20 protein-coding genes and 1 riboswitch are annotated in these 22,949 nt (G+C 73.7%); of the genes, 7 read left to right on the forward strand and 13 right to left on the reverse strand.

Going from position 1 to position 22,949, the window contains the following annotated elements:
• Positions 1-228 precede the first annotated feature (228 nt).
• Positions 229-945: a TetR/AcrR family transcriptional regulator gene (locus ACIP4O_RS23060; protein WP_361334657.1), complete on the reverse strand. Its 717-nt coding sequence runs from the start codon at positions 943-945 to the stop codon at positions 229-231.
• Positions 946-1,068: 123 nt separating this feature from the next.
• Complete coding sequence (locus tag ACIP4O_RS23065; protein WP_401577072.1) at positions 1,069-1,371, reverse strand: hypothetical protein; 303 nt, start codon at positions 1,369-1,371, stop codon at positions 1,069-1,071.
• 194 nt (positions 1,372-1,565) lie between these two features.
• Between ACIP4O_RS23065 and ACIP4O_RS23070 the strand changes: the two genes are divergently transcribed.
• Together ACIP4O_RS23070 and ACIP4O_RS23075 are read left to right on the forward strand one after the other, a co-directional pair.
• On the forward strand, positions 1,566-1,877 hold the full coding sequence (locus tag ACIP4O_RS23070) for a DEAD/DEAH box helicase (RefSeq protein WP_401577074.1): 312 nt from the start codon (positions 1,566-1,568) through the stop codon (positions 1,875-1,877).
• Between the two features lie 600 nt (positions 1,878-2,477).
• Positions 2,478-4,517 (forward strand): M4 family metallopeptidase, encoded by a 2,040-nt coding sequence (locus ACIP4O_RS23075; RefSeq protein WP_401577076.1) that lies wholly within the window; start codon positions 2,478-2,480, stop codon positions 4,515-4,517.
• A gap of 134 nt (positions 4,518-4,651) precedes the next feature.
• Here the strand turns inward: ACIP4O_RS23075 and ACIP4O_RS23080 are convergent, their stop codons facing one another.
• Positions 4,652-5,791 carry a glutamate--cysteine ligase gene (locus ACIP4O_RS23080; RefSeq protein ID WP_401577077.1) on the reverse strand — a complete coding sequence of 380 codons (1,140 nt, stop codon included), beginning with the start codon at positions 5,789-5,791 and terminating at the stop codon, positions 4,652-4,654.
• A 202-nt stretch (positions 5,792-5,993) separates the two neighbouring features.
• A riboswitch (TPP riboswitch) is annotated at positions 5,994-6,086 on the forward strand.
• Between ACIP4O_RS23080 and ACIP4O_RS23085 the strand changes: the two genes are divergently transcribed.
• The 3 genes from ACIP4O_RS23085 to thiE all read left to right on the forward strand — a co-directional run bounded on the left by ACIP4O_RS23085 (position 6,078) and on the right by thiE (position 8,988).
• Positions 6,078-7,520 (forward strand): purine-cytosine permease family protein, encoded by a 1,443-nt coding sequence (locus ACIP4O_RS23085; protein WP_401577079.1) that lies wholly within the window; start codon positions 6,078-6,080, stop codon positions 7,518-7,520. It overlaps the preceding riboswitch by 9 nt.
• A 20-nt stretch (positions 7,521-7,540) precedes the next feature.
• Complete coding sequence (gene thiM / locus ACIP4O_RS23090; RefSeq protein ID WP_401577081.1) at positions 7,541-8,338, forward strand: hydroxyethylthiazole kinase; 798 nt, start codon at positions 7,541-7,543, stop codon at positions 8,336-8,338.
• Positions 8,335-8,988, forward strand: coding sequence for a thiamine phosphate synthase (gene thiE / locus ACIP4O_RS23095; RefSeq protein WP_401577083.1), 654 nt, complete (start codon positions 8,335-8,337; stop codon positions 8,986-8,988). The genes thiM and thiE overlap by 4 nt, the downstream gene beginning before the upstream one ends.
• 178 nt (positions 8,989-9,166) lie before the next feature.
• On the opposite strand, the gene ACIP4O_RS23100 is transcribed toward thiE, so the two are convergent.
• The 9 genes from ACIP4O_RS23100 to ACIP4O_RS23140 form a co-directional block, all read right to left on the reverse strand.
• Entirely contained in the window at positions 9,167-10,003 is an 837-nt protein-coding gene (locus ACIP4O_RS23100; RefSeq protein WP_401577085.1) for a siderophore-interacting protein, read from the reverse strand.
• Positions 10,004-10,058: 55 nt separating this feature from the next.
• Complete coding sequence (locus ACIP4O_RS23105) at positions 10,059-10,961, reverse strand: YihY/virulence factor BrkB family protein (RefSeq protein WP_361334621.1); 903 nt, start codon at positions 10,959-10,961, stop codon at positions 10,059-10,061.
• Between the two features lie 157 nt (positions 10,962-11,118).
• Positions 11,119-11,334: a hypothetical protein gene (locus ACIP4O_RS23110; RefSeq protein WP_361334624.1), complete on the reverse strand. Its 216-nt coding sequence runs from the start codon at positions 11,332-11,334 to the stop codon at positions 11,119-11,121.
• A 54-nt stretch (positions 11,335-11,388) separates the two neighbouring features.
• A complete protein-coding gene (locus ACIP4O_RS23115) occupies positions 11,389-13,293 on the reverse strand; it encodes an ABC transporter ATP-binding protein (protein ID WP_401577087.1) in 1,905 nt (634 codons plus the stop codon).
• A 478-nt stretch (positions 13,294-13,771) separates the two neighbouring features.
• Positions 13,772-14,728, reverse strand: a complete 957-nt coding sequence (locus tag ACIP4O_RS23120; protein WP_401577089.1) for a PfkB family carbohydrate kinase — start codon at positions 14,726-14,728, stop codon at positions 13,772-13,774.
• The gene (locus ACIP4O_RS23125; RefSeq protein WP_401577090.1) at positions 14,725-16,218 is read right to left on the reverse strand and encodes a purine-cytosine permease family protein; all 1,494 of its coding nucleotides are present in this window, start codon (positions 16,216-16,218) and stop codon (positions 14,725-14,727) included. Before ACIP4O_RS23125 ends, ACIP4O_RS23120 begins: the two co-directional genes overlap by 4 nt.
• Before the next feature lie 122 nt (positions 16,219-16,340).
• Positions 16,341-17,348 (reverse strand): ADP-ribosylglycohydrolase family protein, encoded by a 1,008-nt coding sequence (locus ACIP4O_RS23130; RefSeq protein WP_401577092.1) that lies wholly within the window; start codon positions 17,346-17,348, stop codon positions 16,341-16,343.
• Positions 17,345-18,067, reverse strand: coding sequence for a GntR family transcriptional regulator (locus tag ACIP4O_RS23135; protein WP_401577094.1), 723 nt, complete (start codon positions 18,065-18,067; stop codon positions 17,345-17,347). The genes ACIP4O_RS23130 and ACIP4O_RS23135 overlap by 4 nt, the downstream gene beginning before the upstream one ends.
• 194 nt (positions 18,068-18,261) lie before the next feature.
• Entirely contained in the window at positions 18,262-18,702 is a 441-nt protein-coding gene (locus tag ACIP4O_RS23140) for a helix-turn-helix domain-containing protein (protein ID WP_361334638.1), read from the reverse strand.
• Between the two features lie 116 nt (positions 18,703-18,818).
• On the opposite strand from ACIP4O_RS23140, the gene ACIP4O_RS23145 reads away from it, so the two are divergent.
• On the forward strand, positions 18,819-20,267 hold the full coding sequence (locus ACIP4O_RS23145) for a DHA2 family efflux MFS transporter permease subunit (protein ID WP_401577096.1): 1,449 nt from the start codon (positions 18,819-18,821) through the stop codon (positions 20,265-20,267).
• A gap of 145 nt (positions 20,268-20,412) precedes the next feature.
• On the opposite strand, the gene ACIP4O_RS23150 is transcribed toward ACIP4O_RS23145, so the two are convergent.
• Positions 20,413-21,492, reverse strand: coding sequence for a hypothetical protein (locus ACIP4O_RS23150; protein ID WP_401577098.1), 1,080 nt, complete (start codon positions 21,490-21,492; stop codon positions 20,413-20,415).
• Positions 21,493-22,047: 555 nt separating this feature from the next.
• On the opposite strand from ACIP4O_RS23150, the gene ACIP4O_RS23155 reads away from it, so the two are divergent.
• Complete coding sequence (locus tag ACIP4O_RS23155; protein WP_401577100.1) at positions 22,048-22,701, forward strand: DUF4157 domain-containing protein; 654 nt, start codon at positions 22,048-22,050, stop codon at positions 22,699-22,701.
• Positions 22,702-22,949: the final 248 nt, after the last annotated feature.

Consider the following 22,949-nt stretch of genomic DNA (forward strand, 5'->3'; position numbering starts at 1 on the left):
GTCGCCTCGGCTGTGCTCACGTTGTCCTTCTTGAAAGGGAGACGGTGGTGCGGGGGGGGAGCAGGGCGGAGCCCGTGCGGCGGTGCCGCGTCCGGGCCCCGGAGGGAACGGACGGTGTCGCCGTGCTCCCGGGACGGTCGGGGGTCGAGCGGTGGTGGCGGGGAGACGGGACGAGGACACCCGGGGGCGGCGGACCGGCGCCGCTTCCCGGTGGGGGCTGTCCGCCCGTCAGTCGGTGGGCCGCCGCAGTCCGGCGGCGAGGTGGGTGAAGACCTCGGCGAAGGTCTCCGCGAGGTCGGTGTCCGCGGGGCGCGCGCACCAGTGCTCGAAGGTGACGCGTACCGCCGTGTGGGCCACGGCGGCGAGGAGCCGGGCGAAGAGGGGGATGTCGGCGCCCGCCCACTCCCCCGGCCTCCCCCGGTCCGCCGCGTCCCGGGGGGTGCTCTGCGGGGTGGGTACGGGGGCGGGCGCGGCGGCGCCCGAGGTCCGCTCCAGCCAGGTGGCGACGGCGCGGGCGAGTTCCCGTTCGTCGCTGGAGTAGGCGTTGAGGCCGCGCACGATGAGGTGCGGGGAGCGCTGGAAGACCTCGAATTGGAGGTTCAGCAGTTCCTGCCGCTCCTCGAAGCCCGTCAGTTCGCCGACGAACGCGGACCGGACCGCCTCCAGCGGCGACACCTCGGCGTCTGCCGCGCGGACCGCCTCGCGAATGCGCTCCGAGACGCCTTCGTCGATGAGGACGAACGCGTCGTCATGGCTGGCGAAGTAGTTGAAGAAGGTACGAGGCGAGACGCCCGCGGCCTCGCTGATCGCCTCTACCGTGACGTTCTCGGCCCCGTGCTCCGCGGCGAGCCGGATGGCGGCCTCGGCGAGGGCGGCGCGGGTCGCGCGCTTCTTCCGCTGCCGGAGCCCGCCGACGGGCGCGTGGTCGTTCGTCACGTCCTGCATATTAGGCAAAAATGCAGTATCTGCAAAACCTCGCGACGCGCAGGCGGCGGCCCGGCGCGGACAGCGTCTCCGCGCGCCGGGCACAGCCGCTCCAGGGCGCGGCGGCGGTGCCGCTGGAGAACGTCACAGCGGCGCCGCCCCGTTCCCTGTCGCCCGGCCCGATTCCCGCGTGTCCTCGCTGACCCACTCCAGGAGGATCTCCCCCTCGGCCCCGGTCGGGAGGCGCAGGAGGAGGGCCAGGCCGGCGAGGTCCGCGAGGGCGCGGGAGCCGGCTGCCGCTTCCAGGGTCGCGGTCCAGGGTTCGCCGTGACCCTCGGGGCCGTCGGAGGGTTCCAGGACCGTGAGCGCCACGACCACGTCGATACCGGCCGCACTCACCCCCGTGCCCTCTCCGAGCAGCAGGGCGGGACCTTGGTAGCTGCGCATGCGCGTTCTCCTCTCCGTCTCCAGGCTGCTCCGGGCGGGCCGGGGGCGCATCCCGGCGGGCGCGGGGGCGCGCGACACCGCCTCGCCCCGCTTCGTACCGTTTGACAGATATGACCGCGATGAGACGCTGGACAGCGCGGGCACCGCAGTCGCGCGCCCCGTACGCCGGGGCCCCGCACCACCCAGGAGGCCGCATGTCGAAGCACCACCGCTCCCAGTCCGAGGAGAACAGCCCCCGTCGCGGGATGCCCCGCAGGCCCGACGACGAACGGCTCGCCGCGCGTACGGAGGAGGAGCGGGTGCGGGCCGGGCTCGACCCGTACGACCCCGCCGAGGTGCCGCCGGCGACGGACACCAACCCGCCCGAGCGGGTGACGGAGAGCCGTCAGTACCAGGACGAGAAGACGGAGATCGACCGCGAGGTGCGCAGGGGCGAGGCGCGCCCGGACCAGCTGGAGGCCCGCAAGGAGCGCGACCCGTACCCGCCGACGCACTACGACGACTGAGCGGGACCGCGCGGGAGTACCGGGGGAAACGGCGGCGCGGCGCGGACCAGGGCCTGAGCCCGGTCCGCGCCGCGCCGCCTTCGCGCGCTCCGCGCCGTCTCAGTAGGTGAGTGGACGGGGGGCGACGGCGCGGGCGTACGCGGGTCCGGCGGCGCGCGGGCCGGAGTGCGCCCTCTCGCCCCCGGCAGAATGCTCCTTCGCCGCGGTTTCCGGCCATCCGGGGCTCAAACCTGGTGATCTATGCGCGTCACACGGGGTGGGTCCCGGGAGGAAGGGGAGGGAAAAGGGCGGTCCGGACGATTCAGCGGGCGGCGACATTGCGGGCACATGTCGACGGGGGACGAAGTGGGGCTTTCCCGGCCGGAAGGCAAGCGCCTTCTTTTCCAATTCTTTCCAGGGAACGGGTCCGCATAGCGACCCCGCGCGTCCGGGAGCCGAACGGAATCCGCCAACCTCGTGATGCGCACCTGACAATCGCGGGCCGGGGCTGCCACAGTCTCCCTCGGCCAGCGGTCGGGCACGCTCCTTCACCACCGCCCACCGCGGGCCCTTCGTCACCCCACCGGCCGCCTGCGTGCGGCCCGTTGAAGGAGCCCTTCCTTGAGACGAACCTCCTCCCGTCGCGCCGCGGCCACCGGCGGCGCACTGCTCGCGGTCTCCGCGCTGCTGACCGCCGCGATGCAGACGGGCGTGGCCACGGCCGCGCCCTCCCCCACCGGGAAAGCCGCCTCGGCGGCCAGGCCGGGAGCCCTGCCGGCGAAGCTGTCCCCCGCACAGCGCGCCGAACTCATCGCCAAGGCACAGAAGAAGAGCGCCGCGACCGCCGACGAACTGAGCCTCGGCGCCCAGGAGAAGCTGGTCGTCCGGGATGTGATCAAGGACCAGGACGGCACGCTGCACACGCGCTACGAGCGCACGTACGGCGGACTGCCCGTCCTCGGTGGCGACTTGGTCGTCACCACGAACCCGGCCGGTGAGACCGGCAAGGTCGTGCGGGCCTCGCAGGCGAAGCTCAGCGGCGTGAAGACCACCGCGAAGGTTCCCGCGGCGACCGCGCAGAAGCAGGCGCTCGGCGCGGCGAAGGCGCAGGGGGCCGCGAAGCCGGCGACCGACCAGGCGCCGCGCAAGGTGGTGTGGCTCGCCGAGGGCAAGCCCGTACTCGCCTACGAGACCGTGATCGGCGGGCTCCAGGAGGATGGCACGCCGAGCGAGCTCCACGTCGTGACGGACGCGGCGACGGGCGCGAAGCTGTACGAGTACCAGGGCATCGAGAACGGCACCGCGAACACGCAGTACAGCGGCACCGTGACGATCAACACCACCAAGTCGGGCTCCACGTACAACCTGACGGACTCGACGCGCGGCGGGCACAAGACGTACACGCTCGCGGGCAAGACCTCGGGCACCGGCACGCTCGTCTCCGGTCCCGACGACGTGTGGGGCGACGGGAAGGGCACCACGGCGGAGACGGCGGCGGCCGACGCGGCCTACGGCGCGCAGGAGACCTGGGACTTCTACAAGGACACCTTCGGACGCAGCGGCATCCGCGGTGACGGCGTGGCCGCCTACTCCCGGGTCCACTACGGCAACCAGTACGTCAACGCGTTCTGGGACGACAGCTGCTTCTGCATGACGTACGGGGACGGGGCCGGCAACGCCGCGCCGCTCACCGCCCTCGACGTCGCGGGCCACGAGATGAGCCACGGGGTCACCTCGGAGACCGCGGGCCTCAACTACAGCGGCGAGTCCGGTGGCCTGAACGAGGCGACGAGCGACATCTTCGGCACGGGGGTGGAGTTCTACTCCAACACCGCGACCGACCCCGGTGACTACCTCATCGGCGAGAAGATCGACATCAACGGCGACGGCACGCCGCTGCGCTACATGGACAAGCCCAGCAAGGACGGCGCCTCGGCCGACAACTGGTCGTCCACGCTCGGCAACAAGGACGTGCACTACTCCTCGGGCCCCGCGAACCACTTCTTCTACCTCCTCTCGGAGGGCAGCGGCGCCAAGACCGTCAACGGCGTGAGCTACAACTCGCCGACGTACGACGGCCTTCCGGTCACCGGCATCGGCCGGGACAAGGCGCTCCAGATCTGGTACAAGGCGCTCACCACGCAGTTCACCTCCACCACCAACTACGCGAGTGCCCGTACCGGCACCCTCGCGGCGGCCTCCTCGCTCTACGGGGCGACCTCGGCCGAGTACAAGGCGGTGCAGGACGCCTGGGCGGCGATCAACGTCGGCGCCCGCTCCGGTGGCGGCACGGACCCCGGCAACCCCGGCGGGACGGTGTTCACCTCCAACACCAAGGTCGCGATACCGGACGCCGGTTCGGCGGTCACCTCCTCGATCGCCGTGACGGGCCGCAGCGGCAACGCGCCCTCGAACCTGTCGGTCTCGGTGGACATCACGCACACCTACCGCGGTGACCTCGTGGTCGACCTCGTCGCCCCGAACGGCACGAGCTACCGCCTCAAGAACTCCAGCTCCTCCGACTCGGCCGACAACGTCAAGGCCACCTACACCGTCAACGCCTCCTCGGTCGCCGCGAACGGCACCTGGAAGCTCAAGGTGCAGGACGTCTACTCGGGCGACAAGGGGACCATCAACGGCTGGTCGCTGACCTTCCCGTAAACCCCCTCGCAAGATCTCGGCGGAACTGGACCCCCCGCCGGACGCGGCGCCCCGGCCACCTCAGGTGGCCGGGGCGCGGTCCCGTATCAACTGCCTCTCGCACTAGTGGAGTCCGGAACCGTGCCGGGCCTCCGTCAGCCCACCGCTCCCCACTCCCCCGCGTCCCCCGAGCCCTGAGCCGCCGCGCGCTGCCGGCGGGCCGGCTCGCCCTGGCGGAGGAGGTCCCGGACCACCGCGGTGACCTCCGCCTCGTCCCCGAGGTCCGAGAGCGCCTCGCCCACGTGGGCGAGCAGCGCGGCGACCGCCTCGCCCGCCGGTACGGCCGTACCGCTCTGCGGGTGGACGAGCGAGCCGCCGAGCCCGTACCGCGCCGCCGTCCACAGCGCGGCCGCGACGTCGTGCGCCGGGACGGGCGCGGGAACGCGGCCCGCCGCCCGCTCGCGCAGCGCCGTCACCACGAGCGCGCGCGTGAGCCCGGCCTGCGCGGCGACCTCGCGCACGGTCGGCATGACGTCGGCGACGCGTACCTCCAGCGTCGGGACGTGCGCGGAGGGGCGCGCGAGCCAGTAGGCGTTGCGGGCCCGCTCGGGGAGGACGCCGGTCGCGAAGAGCCTGCGGTGGGTGGCGTCGTAGTCGGCCGCGTCCGCGAAGTACGGCGGGATCTGCGTCGTGGGCCAGCGCGAGAGGACCATCGTGCGCCAGCTCGCGAACCCGGTGTCCACGCCGTGTTCGTACGGGGAGTTCGCCGAGAGGGCGAGGAGCACCGGCAGCCAGGGGCGGACGTGGTCGAGGGCGTGCACCGCGGCCTCGCGGTCGGGGACGCCGACGTGGATGTGGCAGCCGCAGGTCTCGGTGCCCTGGGCGAGGAGCTGGTAGAGCCCGGCGACGTCGCGGTAGTGCGGGGCCGCGGTGGGGGTACGGGGCGGGGCCTGGCGGGCGGCCGTGCCGTGGGCGAGGACGCGGCAGCCGGCCTTCCCGGCCGCCTCGACGAGGCGTTCGCGCGCGGCGGAGACCTCGGCGCGCAGCTCGGGCAGGCCCGCGCACACCGGGCTCGTGGTCTCGATCATGCTGCTGAGCAGTTCGCGTTGCGGGACCGTCACCGCTCCGCCTGGGTGGAGCCGGTGGTGCACGTCGAGTACCCGTTCCGCGGCGTCGACCGGGAGCAGGGTCTCGGCGTCGACCAGCAGGAACTCCTCCTCGACGCCGAGAGTGGGGGGCGCGCTGGGGGCCGGGGGTAAGCCCGCGCCCCCGCTCTGCGTTGGGCTGGCGGGCATGCGGCAGCTCCTTGGGAGTGGAGTGGGACGCGGGGGGCCCGAACGGCGGGCCCCGGGGCCGGGCCCATCCACTTTGCCGCCGGCGGGAAGGACTCAGGAGAGCGCATACGGGGCGCCCCGGCGCACGGAGTCCGTGCTTCCGCGATCCGGGGGCGCGAAGGTCCTTCGCCGCGCGGCGCGACCAGGCGTTACGCTGGCCGCATCACCGGACACGGGGTGCCCACCAGGGGCTGAGATCACACCCGTCGAACCTGAACCAGCTCGTACTGGCGGAGGGATGTCTTCCATGTCATTGCCGCATGCCCCCGGTCGCGCCCCGGAGGGCGCGGCCCTTCAGCAGGCGCGTCCGGCCGCTCGCGTCTTCGGCGGCCGGATGCCCGAGGCGCCCGGCGACCTGCGCGTCGAGGCGCACGGCATCGCGCCCGTGCCCGAGGACCGGCGCTACGGCGGTCCTGGCAGGCTCTTCACGGTGTGGTTCGCGCCGAACCTCACCATGACGGGGGTCTTCACGGGGACCCTCGGCATCGTCCTCGGCCTCGACTTCGCGACCGCGCTCGTCGCGGTCGTCGCGGGCACGCTGCTCGGGGCGGTCCCCGTCGCGTACCTCGGTACGTGGGGCAGCAGGACCGGGGCCGGTCAGCTGCCGCTCTCGCGGCTCGCCTTCGGGCCCGCGGTCGTCCTGCCGGGCATCCTCCAGTGGCTCTCCTCGGTCGCGTGGGACGCGCTCATCGGCCTCTTCGGCGGGGACGCGCTCGCGCGGCTTTTCGGCTGGCCGTTCTGGCTGGGGGTGCTCGTCATGATGGCCGGGCAGGGCCTCGTGGGGGCGCTCGGTTACGAGGCGATCCACCGGCTCCAGAAACTCATGTCCTTCGTCCTCGCGGTGGCCTTCGTGGTCCTGGCGGTGAAGATGCTCGACGGCGTGAGCCCGACGACCAGCGGCAGCGTCCACGGCATGGACCGCTTCGGCGCGATCATGCTGACCAGCACGGTCGCGCTGAGCCTGTCGCTCTCCTGGGCCCCGTACGCGAGCGACTTCAGCCGCTATCTGCCCGCGAAGACCTCGCGCACGCGGATGTTCTGGTACACGCTGCTCGGTGTGAGCCTGTCCTTCGTCGTGGTGCAGACGCTCGGCCTGTGGGGCGCCTCGGTCTTCACCGACCAGACGGCGGGCGGCGTGCAGAAGCTGCTCGGCGGGGGCTGGCTCGGCGGCTTCGGGCTGCTCGCCGTCGCGCTCGCGGCGCTGTGCAGCAACGCGATGAACGACTACAGCGGCTCGCTCGCGCTCCAGACGGTCGGCGTGCGCGTCCCGCGCCCGTTCGCGGCAGCCGGCGCCGCGGCGCTCGGGCTTCCGCTCGTGCTGTGGATGCACGCCGCCGACACGACCGCGCGCTTCCAGAACGTACTGCTCTTCGTGGGCTACTGGATTCCGGGGTTCTTCGCCGTCGTCGTCGTGGACTGGCGCGCGCGGGCCCGGGAGAGGGCGCGTACGGGTACGGCACTCGACCTCGCCGCCGAGAGCGCGCGCCCCGTGCCGTGGTGGCCGGCGCCCCTCGCCTTCCTCGTCGGTTTCGCCGCCGCCGTGCCGTTCATGAACACCTCGCTGTACGCGGGGCCGGTCGCCGACGCGCTGCACGGCGCCGACCTCGCGTACTACGTCGCCTTCCTGGTGGCGCTGCTCGTCTACGCCCCGCTGCGGCTGCGCACCCGGCGCGACCGCGCCTCCGTCTGACCCCCCCCTGGAGCTCCCTCATGTCCCCGCTGGAAACAAGCCGCGCCGCGCTCGCGCGGGTACGCGGCGCCGAGCCGCTCGTGCAGTGCCTGACCAACACCGTCGTCACGAACTTCACCGCGAACGCGTTGCTCGCGCTCGGGGCCTCGCCCGCGATGGTCGACGTCCCCGGGGAGGCGGACGCCTTCGCGCGGGTCGCGGGCGGAGTCCTCGTCAATCTCGGCACGCCGCACGCCGAGCAGCGCGCCGCGATGACGGAGGCGGCGACGGCGGCGCGCGAGGCGGGCACGCCGTGGGTGCTCGACCCGGTCGCGATCGGCGCGCTCCCGGTGCGTACGCCGCTCGCGCACGAGCTGCTCGCGCTCGGCCCCACCGTCGTACGGGGCAACGCCTCCGAGATCCTGGCGCTCGCGGGCGCCGGGGCGGGCGGGCGCGGCGTGGACGCGGCCGAGAAGGTCGAGCAGGCGGCGGAGGCGGCGCGGGAGCTGGCCCGGACGAGCGGCGCGGTCGTCGCGGTCTCGGGACCCGTGGACCTCGTGACGGACGGGGCGCGGACGGTGCGGATCGCGAACGGGGACGTGTTGCTCACGAAGGTGACGGGCGGCGGTTGCGCGCTCGGCGCGGTGATGGCGGCCTTCGCGGCGGTGACGGAGGACGCGCTCGACGCGACGGTGGCGGCGGTGACGACGTACACGGTCGCGGCGGAGCTGGCGGTGGCCGGGGACCGCCCGGGCCCTGGGACCTTCGCGGTCCGCTTCCTGGACGCGCTCGCCGCCGTGGGGGACGGGGATCTCGTGGCACGGGCGGCATTGTCGTGAGCCCGGACCTCTCGGTGTACCTGGTGACCGACACCGCGCAGTGCGCCGCGCGCGGCCGGACCGTCGCGGAGACGGTCGCCGCCGCTGTCGCGGGCGGGGTCACCGCGGTGCAGGTGCGCGAGAAGGACGCGGGCGGGCGGGCGTTCCTGGAGCAGGTGCGCGCGGTGGCCGTTGTCCTCCCGGCGCACGTGACGCTGCTCGTCAACGACCGCGTCGACGTCTACCTCGCGGCCCGCGCCGCCGGGGCGCGCGTGCACGGCGTCCACGTGGGCCAGTCGGACCTGCCGGTCGCGGCGGTACGGGAGCTGATCGGCGCGGACGCGCTGCTCGGCCTGAGCGCGGCCACTCCCGGGGAACTGGCCGACGCCGCCGGCGCGCGGGTGGACCATGTCGGTGTCGGCGCGCTGCACACGACGACCACGAAGGCGGACGCGCCGCCCGCGCTCGGTGTCGAGGGCTTCGCGCGCCTGCTCGCGCCCCCGGGTCTCCCCCCCGCGGTCGCGATCGGCGGCGTGGTCCCCGCCGATCTCCCGGCGCTGCGCCGGGCGGGCGCGGCGGGCGCGGCGATCGTCTCGGGGATCTGCGCGGCGGCCGACCCCGAGGCGGCGGCGCGGGAGTACGTGGCCGCGTGGGAACGGGGCGCGGCCTGAGGGGGACGTCAGCGGACGCTTCTTCTCGTCCGGGGACTGTCTGGAGCTGGTCCGGCCGGACGAGGGGGCCTTCATCGACCCCGCCTCGGTGGCGGTCATGGTGACCGAGGCGAGGATCGTCACCGGCTGAGGTCCGGTTCCCCGGCCGGGACGGGAAGTCCCGGCCGGGCCCGCCGCCTCACGCCACGCCCGCCGCCTCCGCCACCTTCGCGCGCTCGTGCTTCCAGTAGCCGGAGAAGGTGATGCGGTCCTTCGGGAGCCCGGCGGCGACGAGGTGGCGGCGGCCCTCGGTGGCGAGGCGGGACTCACCGACGACGTAGGCGTAGCCGGTCGGGGCGAAGGCCGTGCGGCGGCGCAGCTCGGCGAGGACGGCTTCGCCGGGTACGGCATGGGCGTCGTCGCGGACCACCCAGACGACCTCCATGCCCGCGGGTGCGTCGAGGTCCCTGCGGTCGGCGTCGAGCGGGACCTCGACGAGAGCACGGCCCGTCGTGTGCGCGGGCAGCGAGCGCAGGATGCCCGCGACGGCGGGCAGGCCGCTCTCGTCGGCGACGAGGTGCACCTCGCTGGCGTCCTCGGGGCGGTCGAAGATGGCGCCCTGGTCGTAGAGCGCGACGGGGTCGCCGGGCCGGACCGCGCAGGCCCAGATCGCCGCCGCGCCCTCGGGCTCACCGCTCGGGCCGCAGTGCACGACGAAGTCGATGTCCAGTTCACCGGTCTCGGGACGGAAGCCCGCGACGGTGTAGTTGGCGCAGTGCGGGCGGACCTCCTCGGGAATCGCGAAGTACGGCTCCCACCAGCGCTGGCCGGAGAGTTCGGGCAGCTCGAAGCCCTGCTGGTGGGCGAGACGCACGAAGAGGCGGAACCAGTGGTCGTGTCCCAGGTAGGGGAACTCCGCGAACTGGGGGCCCGTCACCGTCACGCGCTGCATGGACGGGGTGAGCCGCGCGCTGCGGAGCACCTCGCCGCGGAACAGGGTCGGGTTCTTCGGCATCAGCCGGGGGTTCTTCGCCATTCCCTTAGGCTAGCCTAAGCTCATTTCCCGTTCGGGGCCCGGCTCCGCCGTCCGCTCAGGCAGGCCGTGTCACTTCGGGAAGCGCGGGGCGCTCCCCCTCCTCCGCCTTCTCGCCGTCCCCCGCCTGGTCCGCCTTGCCCAGTTCGGCGGCGAACTGGGCGCCCGCCAGCAGGGCGAGGTTGGAGAGCCAGAGCCAGATGAGGAAGACGACTATCCCGGCGAGCGAGCCGTACAGGGCGCTGTAGGTGCCGATGAGGCTCGTGTAGAGGGTGAAGCCGACGGTGGCGAGGAGCCACAGGACGGTGGCGAGGACACCCCCTGGCAGGCTGTAGCGGCGGCGCCGGGCGATGCGCGGGCCGTTGCTGAAGGCGACCCAGGCCAGCCCGGAGACGAGGCAGAGCAGGGCGGGCCAGCGCAGCACCCTCCAGGCGAGCGCGACCCCCGCGTCCAGGTGCAGCGCACGGCCGATCGCGTCCACGACGGGGTTGCTCAGCACGAGCAACAGCGCGGTGAGGACGAGCAGGCCGAGCAGGGCGAGGGCGGTGAGCACGATCCGGTGGGCGCGCTTCACCGGGGTGCGGGCGTCGGTCGTACGGTGCATGCGGTGCAGGGAGCGCCGGAAGACCGCGAGGTAGCTGCACGCGGACCAGAAGGCGCTGAAGACGCCGGTGGCGATGAGCGGCCAGGCGGTGGCGTTCTCGGTGAGCATCCGGGTGAGCAGGTCGTGCAGCTGGGGGCCCGCCTGCCCGGGTGCGTAGTCCGTCAGGTAGGCGATCAGGGTGCGGGCCGTGTCGGGGCCGAGGAGGGCGGAGGCGACGACGGTGACGAGCAGGGCGGGCAGGAGGGCGAGCATCGCGTAGTAGGTGAGCGCGGCGGCGTCGTCGGTGACGTCGTCGTTCCACAGGGTGAGCGGCGTACGGCGCAGCGCGGGCCACCAGTCAGCGGCGTATCGGAACATGGGACGGTCCGGGGGTGACAGGGGGACGGGGACGGCGGGTGTCCCTCCCGCCCGCTCGGTTCACGCGCCGGTGGAGCACCGTCCCTGCCGTCTACCCCCGCCACCGTCCGGGCACTCCGCGCGGACCTCCCTCCCCGGCCGGAGAGGGAGGCGGCGTTCAGCGCCTGCCGTCGGCCCTGGGCGGGACGATCGCGTTGTGCACGAAGTGGGAGCCGTACTGGGAGCGGTTGTTCCGCACCTCGTCGCGGGCCTTCTCCTCCAGGCGCAGCCCCTCGGCCTGCTCCGTCCTGGAGTACGGGCGCCACAGCACCTTGACGATGAGCAGGACGGCGAGGAGCGCCATCACGCCGAACAGTATGCCGATGGTGGCCATGACGAGTCCCCCGGTCTGCCGAGCCCTTCCGGGCGTCGAACCCTCGTACGAGGGTCACTCAGGGTATCCCCCGACGTGACGTGCGGCAATCCCCTGCCTCGCGTCGTCCCCTGCCGCCGCGTCCCGCGGACGGGCCGTCACCTGGTAGGCGAGCAGGTCGCGGAAGTGCCCCGGGCGTCGCGAGAGTTCCTCGTACGTGCCCTCCTGCACGATCCGTCCCCCGTCGAGCACCACGATCCGGTCCGCGACGGCCACGTTCGTGATGCGGTGCGTCACGAGGAGCACCACGCGCCGCTTCGCGAGCCCGCGCAGCCGCTGGAAGACGCGGTACTCGGCGCGCGGGTCGAGGTTCGCCGTGGGTTCGTCGAGCACGAGGAGCCCCGCCTCGCGGAAGAAGGCCCGCGCGAGCGCGATCCGCTGCCACTGGCCGCCGCTCAGCTCCTCTCCCCCGAGCCACTCGCGGGCGAGCAGCGTGTCGAGTCCCGCGCCGAGCCCGGCCACGACCTCGTCGGCCCCCGCTGCCTCGCACGCCTCGCGCACGGCCGCGTCCCCGCGCGGCGAGGGCTGCCCGAGCGTGACGTTCTCGCGCGCGGTCAGCGGCCACTGCGCGTAGTCCTGCGGCACGAGCGCGACGCGCCGCCACAGCGCCTGCGGATCGGCACCCGCGGTCGGCTCCCCGTCCCACAGGACCTCGCCCGCGCTCGGCAGGTAGAGGCCGCTCACGAGCTTGGAGAGCGTCGACTTGCCCGAGCCGTTGTAGCCGACGAGGGCCGTGACCTCGCCGCGCCGCAGCGTCAGCGACACGTCGGTCAGGGCGTCGGCGTCCTTGCCCGCGTACCGGTGCGTCACCCCCCGTACCTCGATGACCTCCGGTGCCCGCGGGGCCCGCTCGCCGCGCCGCATGCGGTGGCCGCCCGCGAGGTCCAGGAAGCCGCGCCAGTCGTCCATGTAGAGCCCGGTGCGCATGGCGCGCGCGCCGATCGCGACGAGGCCGCGTACCGACTGGCCGGAGGTCTGGAGCGCGAAGACCGCGGTGCCCGCGTGCCCGACGCTGATCCGGCCGGTCGCGAGGAGCACCACGACCGCGCCCCACACGAGCGCGGAGCCCGCGCCGCCGCACACCGCCCCGACGAGGGACATGCGCGCGCCCTTGTCGGCGGCGGCCCGGTCCTCGCGGTTGATCCGCAGTACGGTCTGCCGGTAACGGCCGCTCAGAAAGCCGGACATGGTCCCGGCCCTGATCTGGTCGGCCGCGTACCGCGTGTAGATGTGCCAGCGCAGCACCGACAGCAGCCGCATGTCGCCGTTGTTGCGCATGTTGGCGAGGTAGCGCACGCGGGCGGCGCTCACCTGCGCGAGTGCCTGCGGCAGGCTCGCGACGACGAGGAGCGGAAGGAGCACCCAGTGCACGCCGGTGAGCACGACGGCGCCCGCGACGAAGGAGGCGGCGCTGGCGATGAGGTCCTGGCCCTCGTCGATCAGTTCCCCGGTCACGGCCGCGCCCCGGTCGGCCGCCTCGCGGTCGCGGTTGAAGGCGGGGTCGTCGTACGCGGCGAGTTCGACCTCCGCGCAGGCCGCGAGGAGCATCTGCTCGGCCTCGCGCGACATGAGCGGCCCGAGCCGCGAGGAGAGCCACGCCACCGTGATGCCGAGCAGGGCGCGTACGCCCGCGGCCGCGGCGAGCAGCGCGACGGACGGCCACGCGTCGAGCAGCCGCTCGTACACGTCCCCGCCGGTGAGCAGCGCGGTGAGCGTCCCGCTGATGGCCACGAGGCCCAGCGCCTGCATCACCCCGGCGCCAGCCTGGCACCCGAGCAGTCCGACCGTGGCGCGCCGGTCGACCCGCCACGCGAGCGCGAGCGAACGCCGTACGAGCACGGGCAGCCGCCGCGCCATGTCCCGCATCCGGATCGTGCGTCCGGCGGCCTCCTTGCTGCCGCTGAGGTCCGTGTAACGCATGAGGGACGCGGGAGCGGAGTCCTCTTCTCCCGTGCGCGCGTCTCCTGTACGCGCGTGCGGCACACCCTCCCCGGACGCTTGTGACACCTCGGCCAAGACGACCTCCCGAAGTCCGGGCACCACGAAGCGGCGCCGGCCGAGTCTGACCCGGCGAGCGGGGGCGCGGGCAGTTCCCGGCGGGGTCGCGCGGAGGCAGACCGGTCGGTCGCCGCGACTCCGCGCGCCCCGGTCAACCGGGCTGCCCGCCCGCCGTCGCGCCGTCGTACGCCTTGCGGCAGTCGGCGTTGGTGGCCTCGTGGACGGCGGCGGCGAGGACGGTGCGCTTTCCCGTACCTCGCCTCCCGCGCATCCCCCTGCCGCGCGGGCCGCCGCCGCGCCGCGGGCCGCCGGCTTCCCGCGGGATGGCCGCGCCCGTCACCTGGTGCCGCCGAGGGCACCCTCCTGTGCCAGCGGGGCGTCGAGGTGGCCTCGGTGTCGTTCAGGCCGTGGCGGCCAGGCGCTCGGCGAGGGGGTCGGGGCCGAGGAAGGCGAGGAGTTCGGCCGTGGTGGGGGCGGTGGCGGGGCCGCGCCGGGCGACGGCGTACGCGGCGGCGGCATTGGCGGCGCGGGCCGCCTCGGGGGCGGGCAGACCGCGGCCGAGGAGGGCGAGGAAGGCGCCCACGTGGGCGTCACCGGCCCCGTTGCTGTCCACGGCGTCCACGCGGAAGCCGGGCAGGTGGCGGGGGGCCTCGCCGGGGGCGGCGAGGAGGCAGCCGTCCTTGTCGGCGCGGACGAGGACACCGGCCTCCGGGCGCAGCCGGGCCCGGAGCGCGGGGAGCGCCGCCTCGCCGTGCGCTCCCGTGAGCAGCGCGGCCTCGCGGGCGTTGCAGCTCAGCCAGTCCGTACGGCCGAGGACCGGCGCGAGCACGCTGTCCGGGATCGTGTCCACGAGCGGCCCCGGGTCGAGGGCGAGCAGCGTCCCGGCGGGGAGCCCGGCGGCGAGCGCGGCGAGGAGCGGCCCCGCCGTGGGCAGCGCGAGCGCGTAGCCGGAGAGGATCACGAGGTCGTCGGGGCGCAGGGCGGCGGCGATCCGCGCGGTGTCCCCGGCGTCGAGCAGGTCCTCGACGCCGAAGCGGGTCACGAAGCTGCGCTCGCCGGGCTCCACGAGCGCGACGGTGAAGCCGGTGTCCGTGCCGGGGCGCGCGGGCAGGACGGTCGTCACGTCCTCGCGGTCGAGGGCGGCACGCACGAGGTCGCCGTAGGGACCGGTGCCGTGCGGGCCCGCGTAGAGGGCGGGGGTACCGAGTCGGCGGGCGGCGACGAGGGTGTTGAAGCCGCCGCCCGCGGTGAGGCCGCCGCCGGTCGCGACGACGTCGCCGCCGCGCTCGGGGAGGGCGGGCACGTCGAGGACGAGGTCGGCGATGACGTTGCCGAGCAGGACGAGTCGACGGCTCATCGCAGCACCTCGCGGGGGCTCGCGGACCGCTCGCTCGTCTCGTCGTCGGCCGCCGGCGCCTCCTGCGTGCGCGGGCCCTTGGGGGCTCCGAGCGCGTAGGCGAGGGCCCCGGTGGCGATGGCGAGCGCCCAGCCGAGGCCGTTGGTGCCGAGCCAGGTGTGCGCGAAGGGACCGGCGAACCACACGTCGTCGGCGCTCGTGGACGCCTCGGTGAAGAGCAGGCCGACCACGATGGCGAGGACCCAGGCGGCGACGGCGGGGAGCCGGAACCCGGCCGTGTACCAGTAGCGGCTGCCCCGGCCCCGGTCCATGAGGGCCTCGGGGTCGTAGCGGCGACCGCGCCCGGAGTCGACGAGCACGATGCCGACCCAGGCCGAGATCGGCACGGCGAGCAGGGTGAGGAAGGTCGAGAACGGCCCGTAGAAGTCACCGGCGATGAGCATGAAGTAGATGCCGCCGAGGAACATCAGCAGGACGTCGATGCCCACCGCGAGCGGGCGCGGCACGCGTACGCCGAGGGTGATCATCGTGAGCCCGGCGGAGTACGTCGAGAGGTGGTTCGACATGAGCAGGCCGCCGAAGGCCGCGATGAGGTACGGGATCGCCATCCAGGACGGCAGCATGCCGTTGATCGCCGCGACCGGGTCGGAGGCGGTGGCGAGCGTCGCGTCACCGGCCGAGAGCAGCGAACCGAGCGAGACGAGGACCAGCAGGGGGATGCCCGCGCCGAAGGCGGAGGCGGTCACGAGGCGGGAGCCGGGGACGGAGCGGGGCAGGTAACGGGCGTAGTCGGCGCCCGCGTTGGCCCAGCCGATGCCGGTGCCGGCCGCGATGAAGCCGATGCCGCCGATGACGGCGGAGAGCGGACCGGCCGGGGCGCTCGTCACCTTGTGCCAGTCCACGCTGTCCACGAGGAAGCCGATCACCACGAGGTTGAGGAGCCCGAAGGCGACCGTCGCCCACTTGTTGATCCACATGATCGTGGCGTGCCCGAGGCCGCTGATGAGCAGGGTGCAGGCGATGAAGACGAGGAGGCAGACCACGACGAGGACGTCGTTGCGCTCGACGCCGAAGACCTGCTTGAGCAGGGCGAGCAGCGCGAAGGCGGCGGTCGTCGTGGTGATCGTCTCCCAGCCGACGCGGCTGAGCCAGCTGATGAGCGTCGGCCCGGTGTTTCCGCGCTGGCCGAAGACGGCGCGCGAGAGCGTGAGGGCGGGGGCGCCGCCACGCTTGCCGGCCAGGCTCAGTACGCCGACGAGGGCGAAGGAGCCGAAGGAGCCGATGAGCGCGACGAGCATCGCCTGCCAGATGTTGAGGCCCCGGAAGGCGACGAGCGTCGCGCCGAGCGGGAGCCCGAGGAGGGAGATGTTGGCGGCGAACCACGTCCAGAACATCTGGCTCGCGTGGCCGTGCCGCTCGTTGTCCGGCACGGGCTCGATGCCGCGCGTCTCGACGGTACCGACCTGAGCGCTCGCCTTCGAGTCGTTCATGACGGACCTCCTTGCGGTGTGGTGGTGGTGCGGTGGGGACGGGGGTGGAGCGGGAGCCGACCGAAGTGGTGGCGCAGGTGTTGGTGGTGGCGCAGGTGTGGGTTGAAGTGGTGGCGCAGGCGTCAGCGGAAGCGGAGGAGGCGGGTCGTCAGGGCTTCGAGGTCGAGGGCGTTGACTTCGCGCAGCGTGCGGACGGCCTCCGCCGGGAGGGCGGTGAGGCCGTGCACGGAGCCCGCGACGGCGCCCGCGATGGCGGCGATCGTGTCGCTGTCGCCGCCGAGGTTCGCGGCGGTCAGCGCGGTGCGCCAGGGGTCGCCGCCGGTGAGGGCGAGGACGGCGAAGGCGGCCGGGACGGACTCCTGGCTCGCCACGCTCGTCCCGACGAGGTCGGTGACGCGGTCGAGCGCCGTCGCCTCGTCGAGGCTCCGCGCGAGGTCGTACGCCCACGTGATCCGGGTGGCGATGTCGGCGCCCGCGATCCAGTGGCCGCGCCGGGCACCGGCCCGCGCGGCGGTCACCGCGGCCTCGACCGCGTCCTCCAGGGTGCCACCGTCGATGCCGCGGCTCACAGCGGCGGCGACGGCGGCGGCACCCGCGATGCCCACGGTCGTGTCGTGCGTGACCTGGCAGGACTCCACGACGTGGTCGAGGAAGGCGTCGAGCGGCTCGGCGCGGAAGGCGATGCCGACCGGGGTGACGCGCATGGCGGCGCCGTTGGTCGAGCCGTTGCGCCCCGCCTCGGCGGGCGAGACGCCGCGCTGCACGGCCTCCAGGGCGGCCTTGGTGGAGGGGCCGAGGAGGTCGAGCGAGCCCTTCGCCCGCATCCCGTCCTCCCACTCGACGAGAGCGCGGGCGAGCAGGAGCGGATCGATGCGGCCCTCGCCCTCGTCGAGGAGCCGGCCGACGATGACCGCCTGGTCGGTGTCGTCCGTCACCGAACCGGCGGGCATCCCGGCGCTCACCGGGTTGTCCGGGCGGGCCGGCTCGAAGCCGGTGACGTGTCCGTAGACGCGAGCGACGTCGGCGCGGGACATGACCTGCGTCGGCATCCCGAGGGCGTCCCCGAGGGCGAGCCCGTAGTAGGCGCCGAGCGCGCGGTCGAGGACGGGGTCGGCAAGGGGCGGGGTCACGGGGTGCCTCCGGAGGTGGAGCGGACGTGCAGTTCGAAGTGGGCCGGGTCGAGGAGACTCACGACGCGCTCGACGAGCGAGCCGTCGGCGGCCCGGTAGACCTGGGACAGGCGCAGGAAGGGCTCGCCCGGCGCGCGGCCGAGGAGCGCCGCGTCCTCGGCGGCGAGGCCGCGTACCGAGACCGTGCCCTCGCTGGAGTGCGGGACGCGGCCGAGGGCGATCAGCGTGCGGTTGAGCGAGTTCTCGCGCAGCCCCGTACGGGGGATGTCCGCGACGGCGCCCACGGCCGGGACCCGGCTGCGTTCGAGCGAGACGGCGGTGCCGTCCTCGGCGAAGCGCCGGACGCGGTCGAGAGCGAGGAAGTCGTCCGTGGCACAGCCCAGCTCGGCGGCCAGCGACGGCTCGCTCGCCGTCTCCAGGCGCAGTACCTCGGTGCGCAGGACACGGGGCTGCCCGGCGAGCGCGTGCGCCCAGCCGAGCCGGTGGTCGAGCGGCGTACCGTCGAAGGCGACGATGGAGCCGATGCCCGCGTGGGTCTCGATGAGCCCCTCCTCGCCGAGCGCGCGCAGCGCCTGCCGCAGCGTGGTCCGGCTGACGCCGAAACGCTTGGTGAGGGCGTGCTCCCCCGGCAGCCGGCTGCCCCGGCCGTGCACTCCGGAACGGATCTCGGCGGCGAGCACCTCAGCGATGCGGTGATGTTTCTGAACCTGTCCAGGCATGTCTAGACGGTAGCGCCGGGAAGTCCGGGAAGTCCATGGGGTGCCGGGAGTGGCGTCCGTCACGGAGTTCCGCGCGGCGTGCCGGGGCCGGTGGTCCTCGGCGGCTGCCCCTCGCGGGGCGGTACGGGCGGGTACGGGTGGACCCCGGACGGTCCCCGACGCGCGCCCCGGTACGGGCGGTCCTTGGAACTCGCCTACCTCAGCGCGGGGACGCCCGGTCCTGCGACGCGCTGCGGGGTCTGTGCCGGGGCGGCGTGCTCGGCGTCGTAGACGAGGTGCGCGTGCGCGATGTCCTCGGCGTGCCGTTCGGCCCAGCCCACGAGGGAGAGCAGCGTCTCGTTCAGCTCCAGCGCCATCGGCGTGCACGCGTACTCGACGCGGGGCGGCACGGTCGGGTAGACGGTGCGCACGAGCAGGCCCTCGCGCTCCAGCTTGCGCAGGTTGAGCGTGAGCATGCGACGGCTGATGCCGTCGATGTGCCGCTCCAACTCGGTGAAGCGGACAGGGCCCTTGGCGGCGGCGACGAGGATGCCGATGGCCCATTTCCCGGCGACGCGGTCGAGTACCTCGCTCACCGGGCAGGCCGGGTTCGCCATCGCGGCCTGGTCCGTCACATCCGTGTGCCCCTGGGACATAAAAGTGCCTCCTTACGCCGGGCGCCATGGTTACACATGATGATCCCAGTAACAATCACGCACCCGTGAAAGGGAGTTCTGTGTCCTCTCCAGCCGAATCCCCGGGGGCGGGCGGCATGTCGCGCCGACTGGTGCTGGCCGTGCTGTGCGCCGGTCAGCTGATGGTGATCCTCGACGGCACCGTCGTGAACGTGGCCCTGCCCGCGATCCAGGAGGACCTGGGCATGTCGGCCCCGGCCCTGGCCTGGGTGGTCAATGCCTACCTCATCCCCTTCGCGGGGCTGCTGCTGCTCTCCGGACGGCTCGGCGACCTCTTCGGCCGCCAGCGCGTATTCCTCGCCGGGCTCGCCCTGTTCACCCTCGCCTCCCTGCTCTGCGGGCTGGCGCCGGACACGGGGACACTCCTCGCGTTCCGGTTCCTCCAGGGAGTGGGCGGCGCGGTGGCCTCCTCCGTGACCCTCGCCATGGTCATCACACTCTTCACCGGGCCGAGGGAACGGGCCAAGGCGCTCGGCGTCTACAGCTTCGTGCAGTCGGCGGGCGGCACGCTGGGGCTGCTCCTCGGCGGAGCCCTCACCCAACTCGTGGGCTGGCACTGGATCTTCTTCGTCAACGTGCCGATCGGCCTCGCCGTCCTCGTACTGGCCAGGGGCGAGCTGGGCATCGAGGAGGCGCCCCGCGCGAGGCGCCGCCTGGACGCGCCCGGCGCGTTCCTCGTGACGGGCGCGCTGATGACGGCGGTCTACGCCATCGTGGGGAGCGGTGACCACGGCTTCGGCTCGGCCCGCACCCTCGGCTGCGGGCTCGCCGCCCTCGTCCTGCTCACCGCGTTCCTCGTCCGGCAGGCCCGCGGCACCGACCCGCTGCTGCCGCCCCGCATGTTCCGCTTCCGCAACGTGTCGGGGGCGCTGGGCACGCATCTCCTCCTGATCGCCGGGATGTTCAGCTTCCAGTTCCTCGCCGTGCTGTACATGCAGCGCGTCCTCGGCTTCGACGAGATCCGCACCGGGCTGGGTGTCATGCCCGTCTCGCTGCTCATCGGGGCGATGTCGCTCTTCGTCGCACCGCGCCTCATCGCCCGGATCGGCGCGCGCCGGCTGCTCGCCGTGGCCCTCGTCCTCATCGCCGCGGGCCTGGCGCTGCTCGGCCAGGTCAGCGCGGACGGCGCCTACGTGAGCGACGTCTTCCCCTCGACCATCCCGCTCGGCGTGGGCTTCGGGCTCGCGATGCCCTCACTCGCCGGGCTCGCGATGTCCGGGGCGACACCGAGCGATTCGGGCCTGGCCTCGGGGATGTTCAACTCGGTCCAGCAGATCGGCTCGGCGCTCGGTCTGGCCGTCCTGTCCACCCTCGCCGCCTCGCACACGCGCACGCTCCGCGCCGGGGGCACCGCCGAGCCGAGCGCGCTCACCGAGGGCTACCAGCTCTCGTTCCGCATCGCCGCCCTCCTGGTACTGGCGGCCCTCGTGGTGGCGACGGCCGTGCTGCGCGACCGTCCGGCACCGGTCGCCGCCCCGTCCCCCGCCGGAACGGCGGCGCCGAGCGGCACCGCGGCCCGGGGCTGACTCCTCACCGGGCGACGGAAAGTACGCGGGGCCCGCCCCTCGCGCCGCGGAGCGACCGCGACGTGGGGGCGGGCCCTGCCTTCGGCCGGAGGACGGAGGTCCGTGGCCCGAGGCGCAGGGCCGTTCCCTCCGTACCGACGGTGGGTCAGTACCTACCGCTTCCGTAGTCGTAGTCGTAGTCGTAGTCGTAGTCGTCGTACGTGTCGCGGGGACGACTGAACGACAGACCGCTGGGCTGGCTCAGCAGGAAGTCGTCCTCCTCGGGGGCGTCGTACCGGCTGCTGCTCGCGTAGGCGTCCCGGTCGGAGAGCCCGCGTCCGCTGCTCTTGCTCCGCCTGCTCGGCCGGTCGTCGTAGGAGTCGGACAGGCCGCGCCCACGGCTCTTGTCCCGCCTGCTCGGCCGGTCGTAGTCGCGGTCGTCGACGTACGGACTCCGGCTCCGCCCACGGCCTCCGTCGTCGAGGTCGAGGCCGTAGTCGCGCTTGTACGGGGTCTTGGCGAGCTTCCTGAGCGCCCGGCGCTGAGAGCTCTCCCTCTCGCGGGGGGCGTCGAAGAAATGACTCAGCTCGTCACCGTCGGCCGGGCCGCGCGACCGGGTGGGGTACTCGTCGAATCGTGAGCCGCCGTACTCCTCGCGCAGCACGCGCACCCGCTCCGAGTGCGGAACCTCTCGGCGTTCACGCATCTCCGTGCGCCCGATGTCGAGCCGTGCCTGCTCACCGGGGCGCATCGACCGCGTGTAACGGCGGTCGCCGCTTCTGTCGTAGATCGGCGTGCGCGGGTTGGCCTTGATCGAACGCCGGAAGCTGGCGTCCGCCGCCTCCGCCTCCCGCGACCCGCTCGCCGCGTGGAAGGACGGCAGCGTGTTGTACTCCAGCTGGTTCAGTTCCAGCGAGCTGTAGGGATCGTCGTCGAGCAGGTACTCCTCCTGCCTGTCGCGGTAGTCCCTGCTGTTGAGACCGGTGGTGCGGCGCCTGAGACTGGAGCCGGTACCCGGGTGGTCGCGGTGGGCTCTGAGCGTCTCGTGGTACGCCAGGATCTCGCCCTCGTGCCGGGTGTTGCTCTTGCGGGAGCGCGGGGCGCGGCGCGCGGTGGACGCGTACCCGTGAGCGTGTTCGACCTGGAAGTGCGAACCGCCCATGTCCAGGTCGTACTCGTCCTCCAGGTACTTCCTCTCCTTGCCTCGCCGCCCGTAGGTTCCCTCCGGGTACTCGTCGTCCCTCACCCGCTGCACGGTCGCGTCGGCCGTACGCTGCACGGGCAGGCCGGCCGACTGCCCGGACAGCGCGCGGGCGACTGCGGCATTGCCAGCCGACCGCTGGAGGCTGAGGATGGACGCGGGCGAAGCGGGAAGGTCCGCGGCAGCGGGCCGGGCGGCCGTCCGGGACGACGGACGCCGCAGGGGCGGCCGTCGCACCCCTGTCTGTTGTTCTTCATGTGCGTGCAAGGCGACGGGCTCCTCTGCGCCTTCGTCAGTGAGTCGTACAGCATGGCTTCTTCGCACCCACCCGGTCCAGAGCCTCCAGGGCAGGGGGCATGCCTGTGGGGGCAGCACTCGCGGGTACGGCCGCCGAACGGCCGCCGTCGCGCGGGGAAGTCAGGACCGCCGCTGCCGGGCTCGCGCTGCCGGCGGCCCCCCGAGCTGCCGGCGGCCGCCCGAGGTGCCCGCGCGGGTGCCCTCGGGCCTGCCCCTCGAAGCTTGCACGGGGCGGGCCGCTCCGGGTAGACCTGCGCAGGGCCCCTCACGGTGTGCCGACTCGTCATTCACCGGAGGAGTGCTGTGCGAGCACGCGAGAACGAGACCCAGCGGGCCACGGAAGAGGGCCGGGTCCGGCGCGCCAGCTCGCGGGGAACGGCGGCGGACCGCGTGCTGGCCTTGCAGAGCCGGGCCGGGAACGCGGCGGTGAGTCAGCTCGTCCAGCGCCGCGCGGACCCGGAGGAGCACCAGCACGGCGCCGGCTGCGGGCACGAGGACAACGGCGACCGGAGCCCCGAGGGGCAGAGCCGGCTCCTGGCAGCCGCCCGGAACACACCCGCCTCCCCGCTTCCCGGCGCGTTCCTCGCCAAGGCGACGTCGTTCTACCAGAACCCGGGCATCGCCGCCGCGCGCGTCCACGCGGACCCGGTCGCCCAGCGTGCGACCGCGGCGATGGGGGCCGAGGCCATGACCGTCGGCATGGATGTCTTCCTCGGCCCCTCCGCCGTCGGCAATACGAAGATCCTCGCCCATGAGGCCAGCCACCTCGACAAGAACAGCAGGGGCGTGAAGGAGACCGGCAACGGCAACGGGGCCGGCGTCACCATCACCAGCCCCGGCCAGGACTCCGAGGTCGCCGCGGTGTCCGACAGCGACGCGTTCATGTCCGGCGTCGACACCGCCCCCTCCGTCGCCATCCAGCGCCCCGAAGCCCCCCACGCGGACGAGACGGAGTAGCGGGGCCGACGGCGGAGGCCGCTGAGGCAGCGCCGCGGGGTCGTCGCGCCGGGACGTCCCGGTGATCGGGTGGCTTGCCTCCGCGCCGCCGGCGCGGCGCAATGACAGAAAGTCGCGCTTGCGTTTCGCCGGCGATCCCCTAACCGAAGCGCCCGAGAGGCAGTCGGCCGGTCCGGCCGTACGGTCCGGCGAATCGCCTTTACCAGGAGTTTTATCGACTGATCTTCTCCTGGACCCCTTTTGGCTGA

This window comes from Streptomyces sp. NPDC088923 (genome assembly GCF_044749745.1).
Lineage (GTDB): Bacteria > Actinomycetota > Actinomycetes > Streptomycetales > Streptomycetaceae > Streptomyces.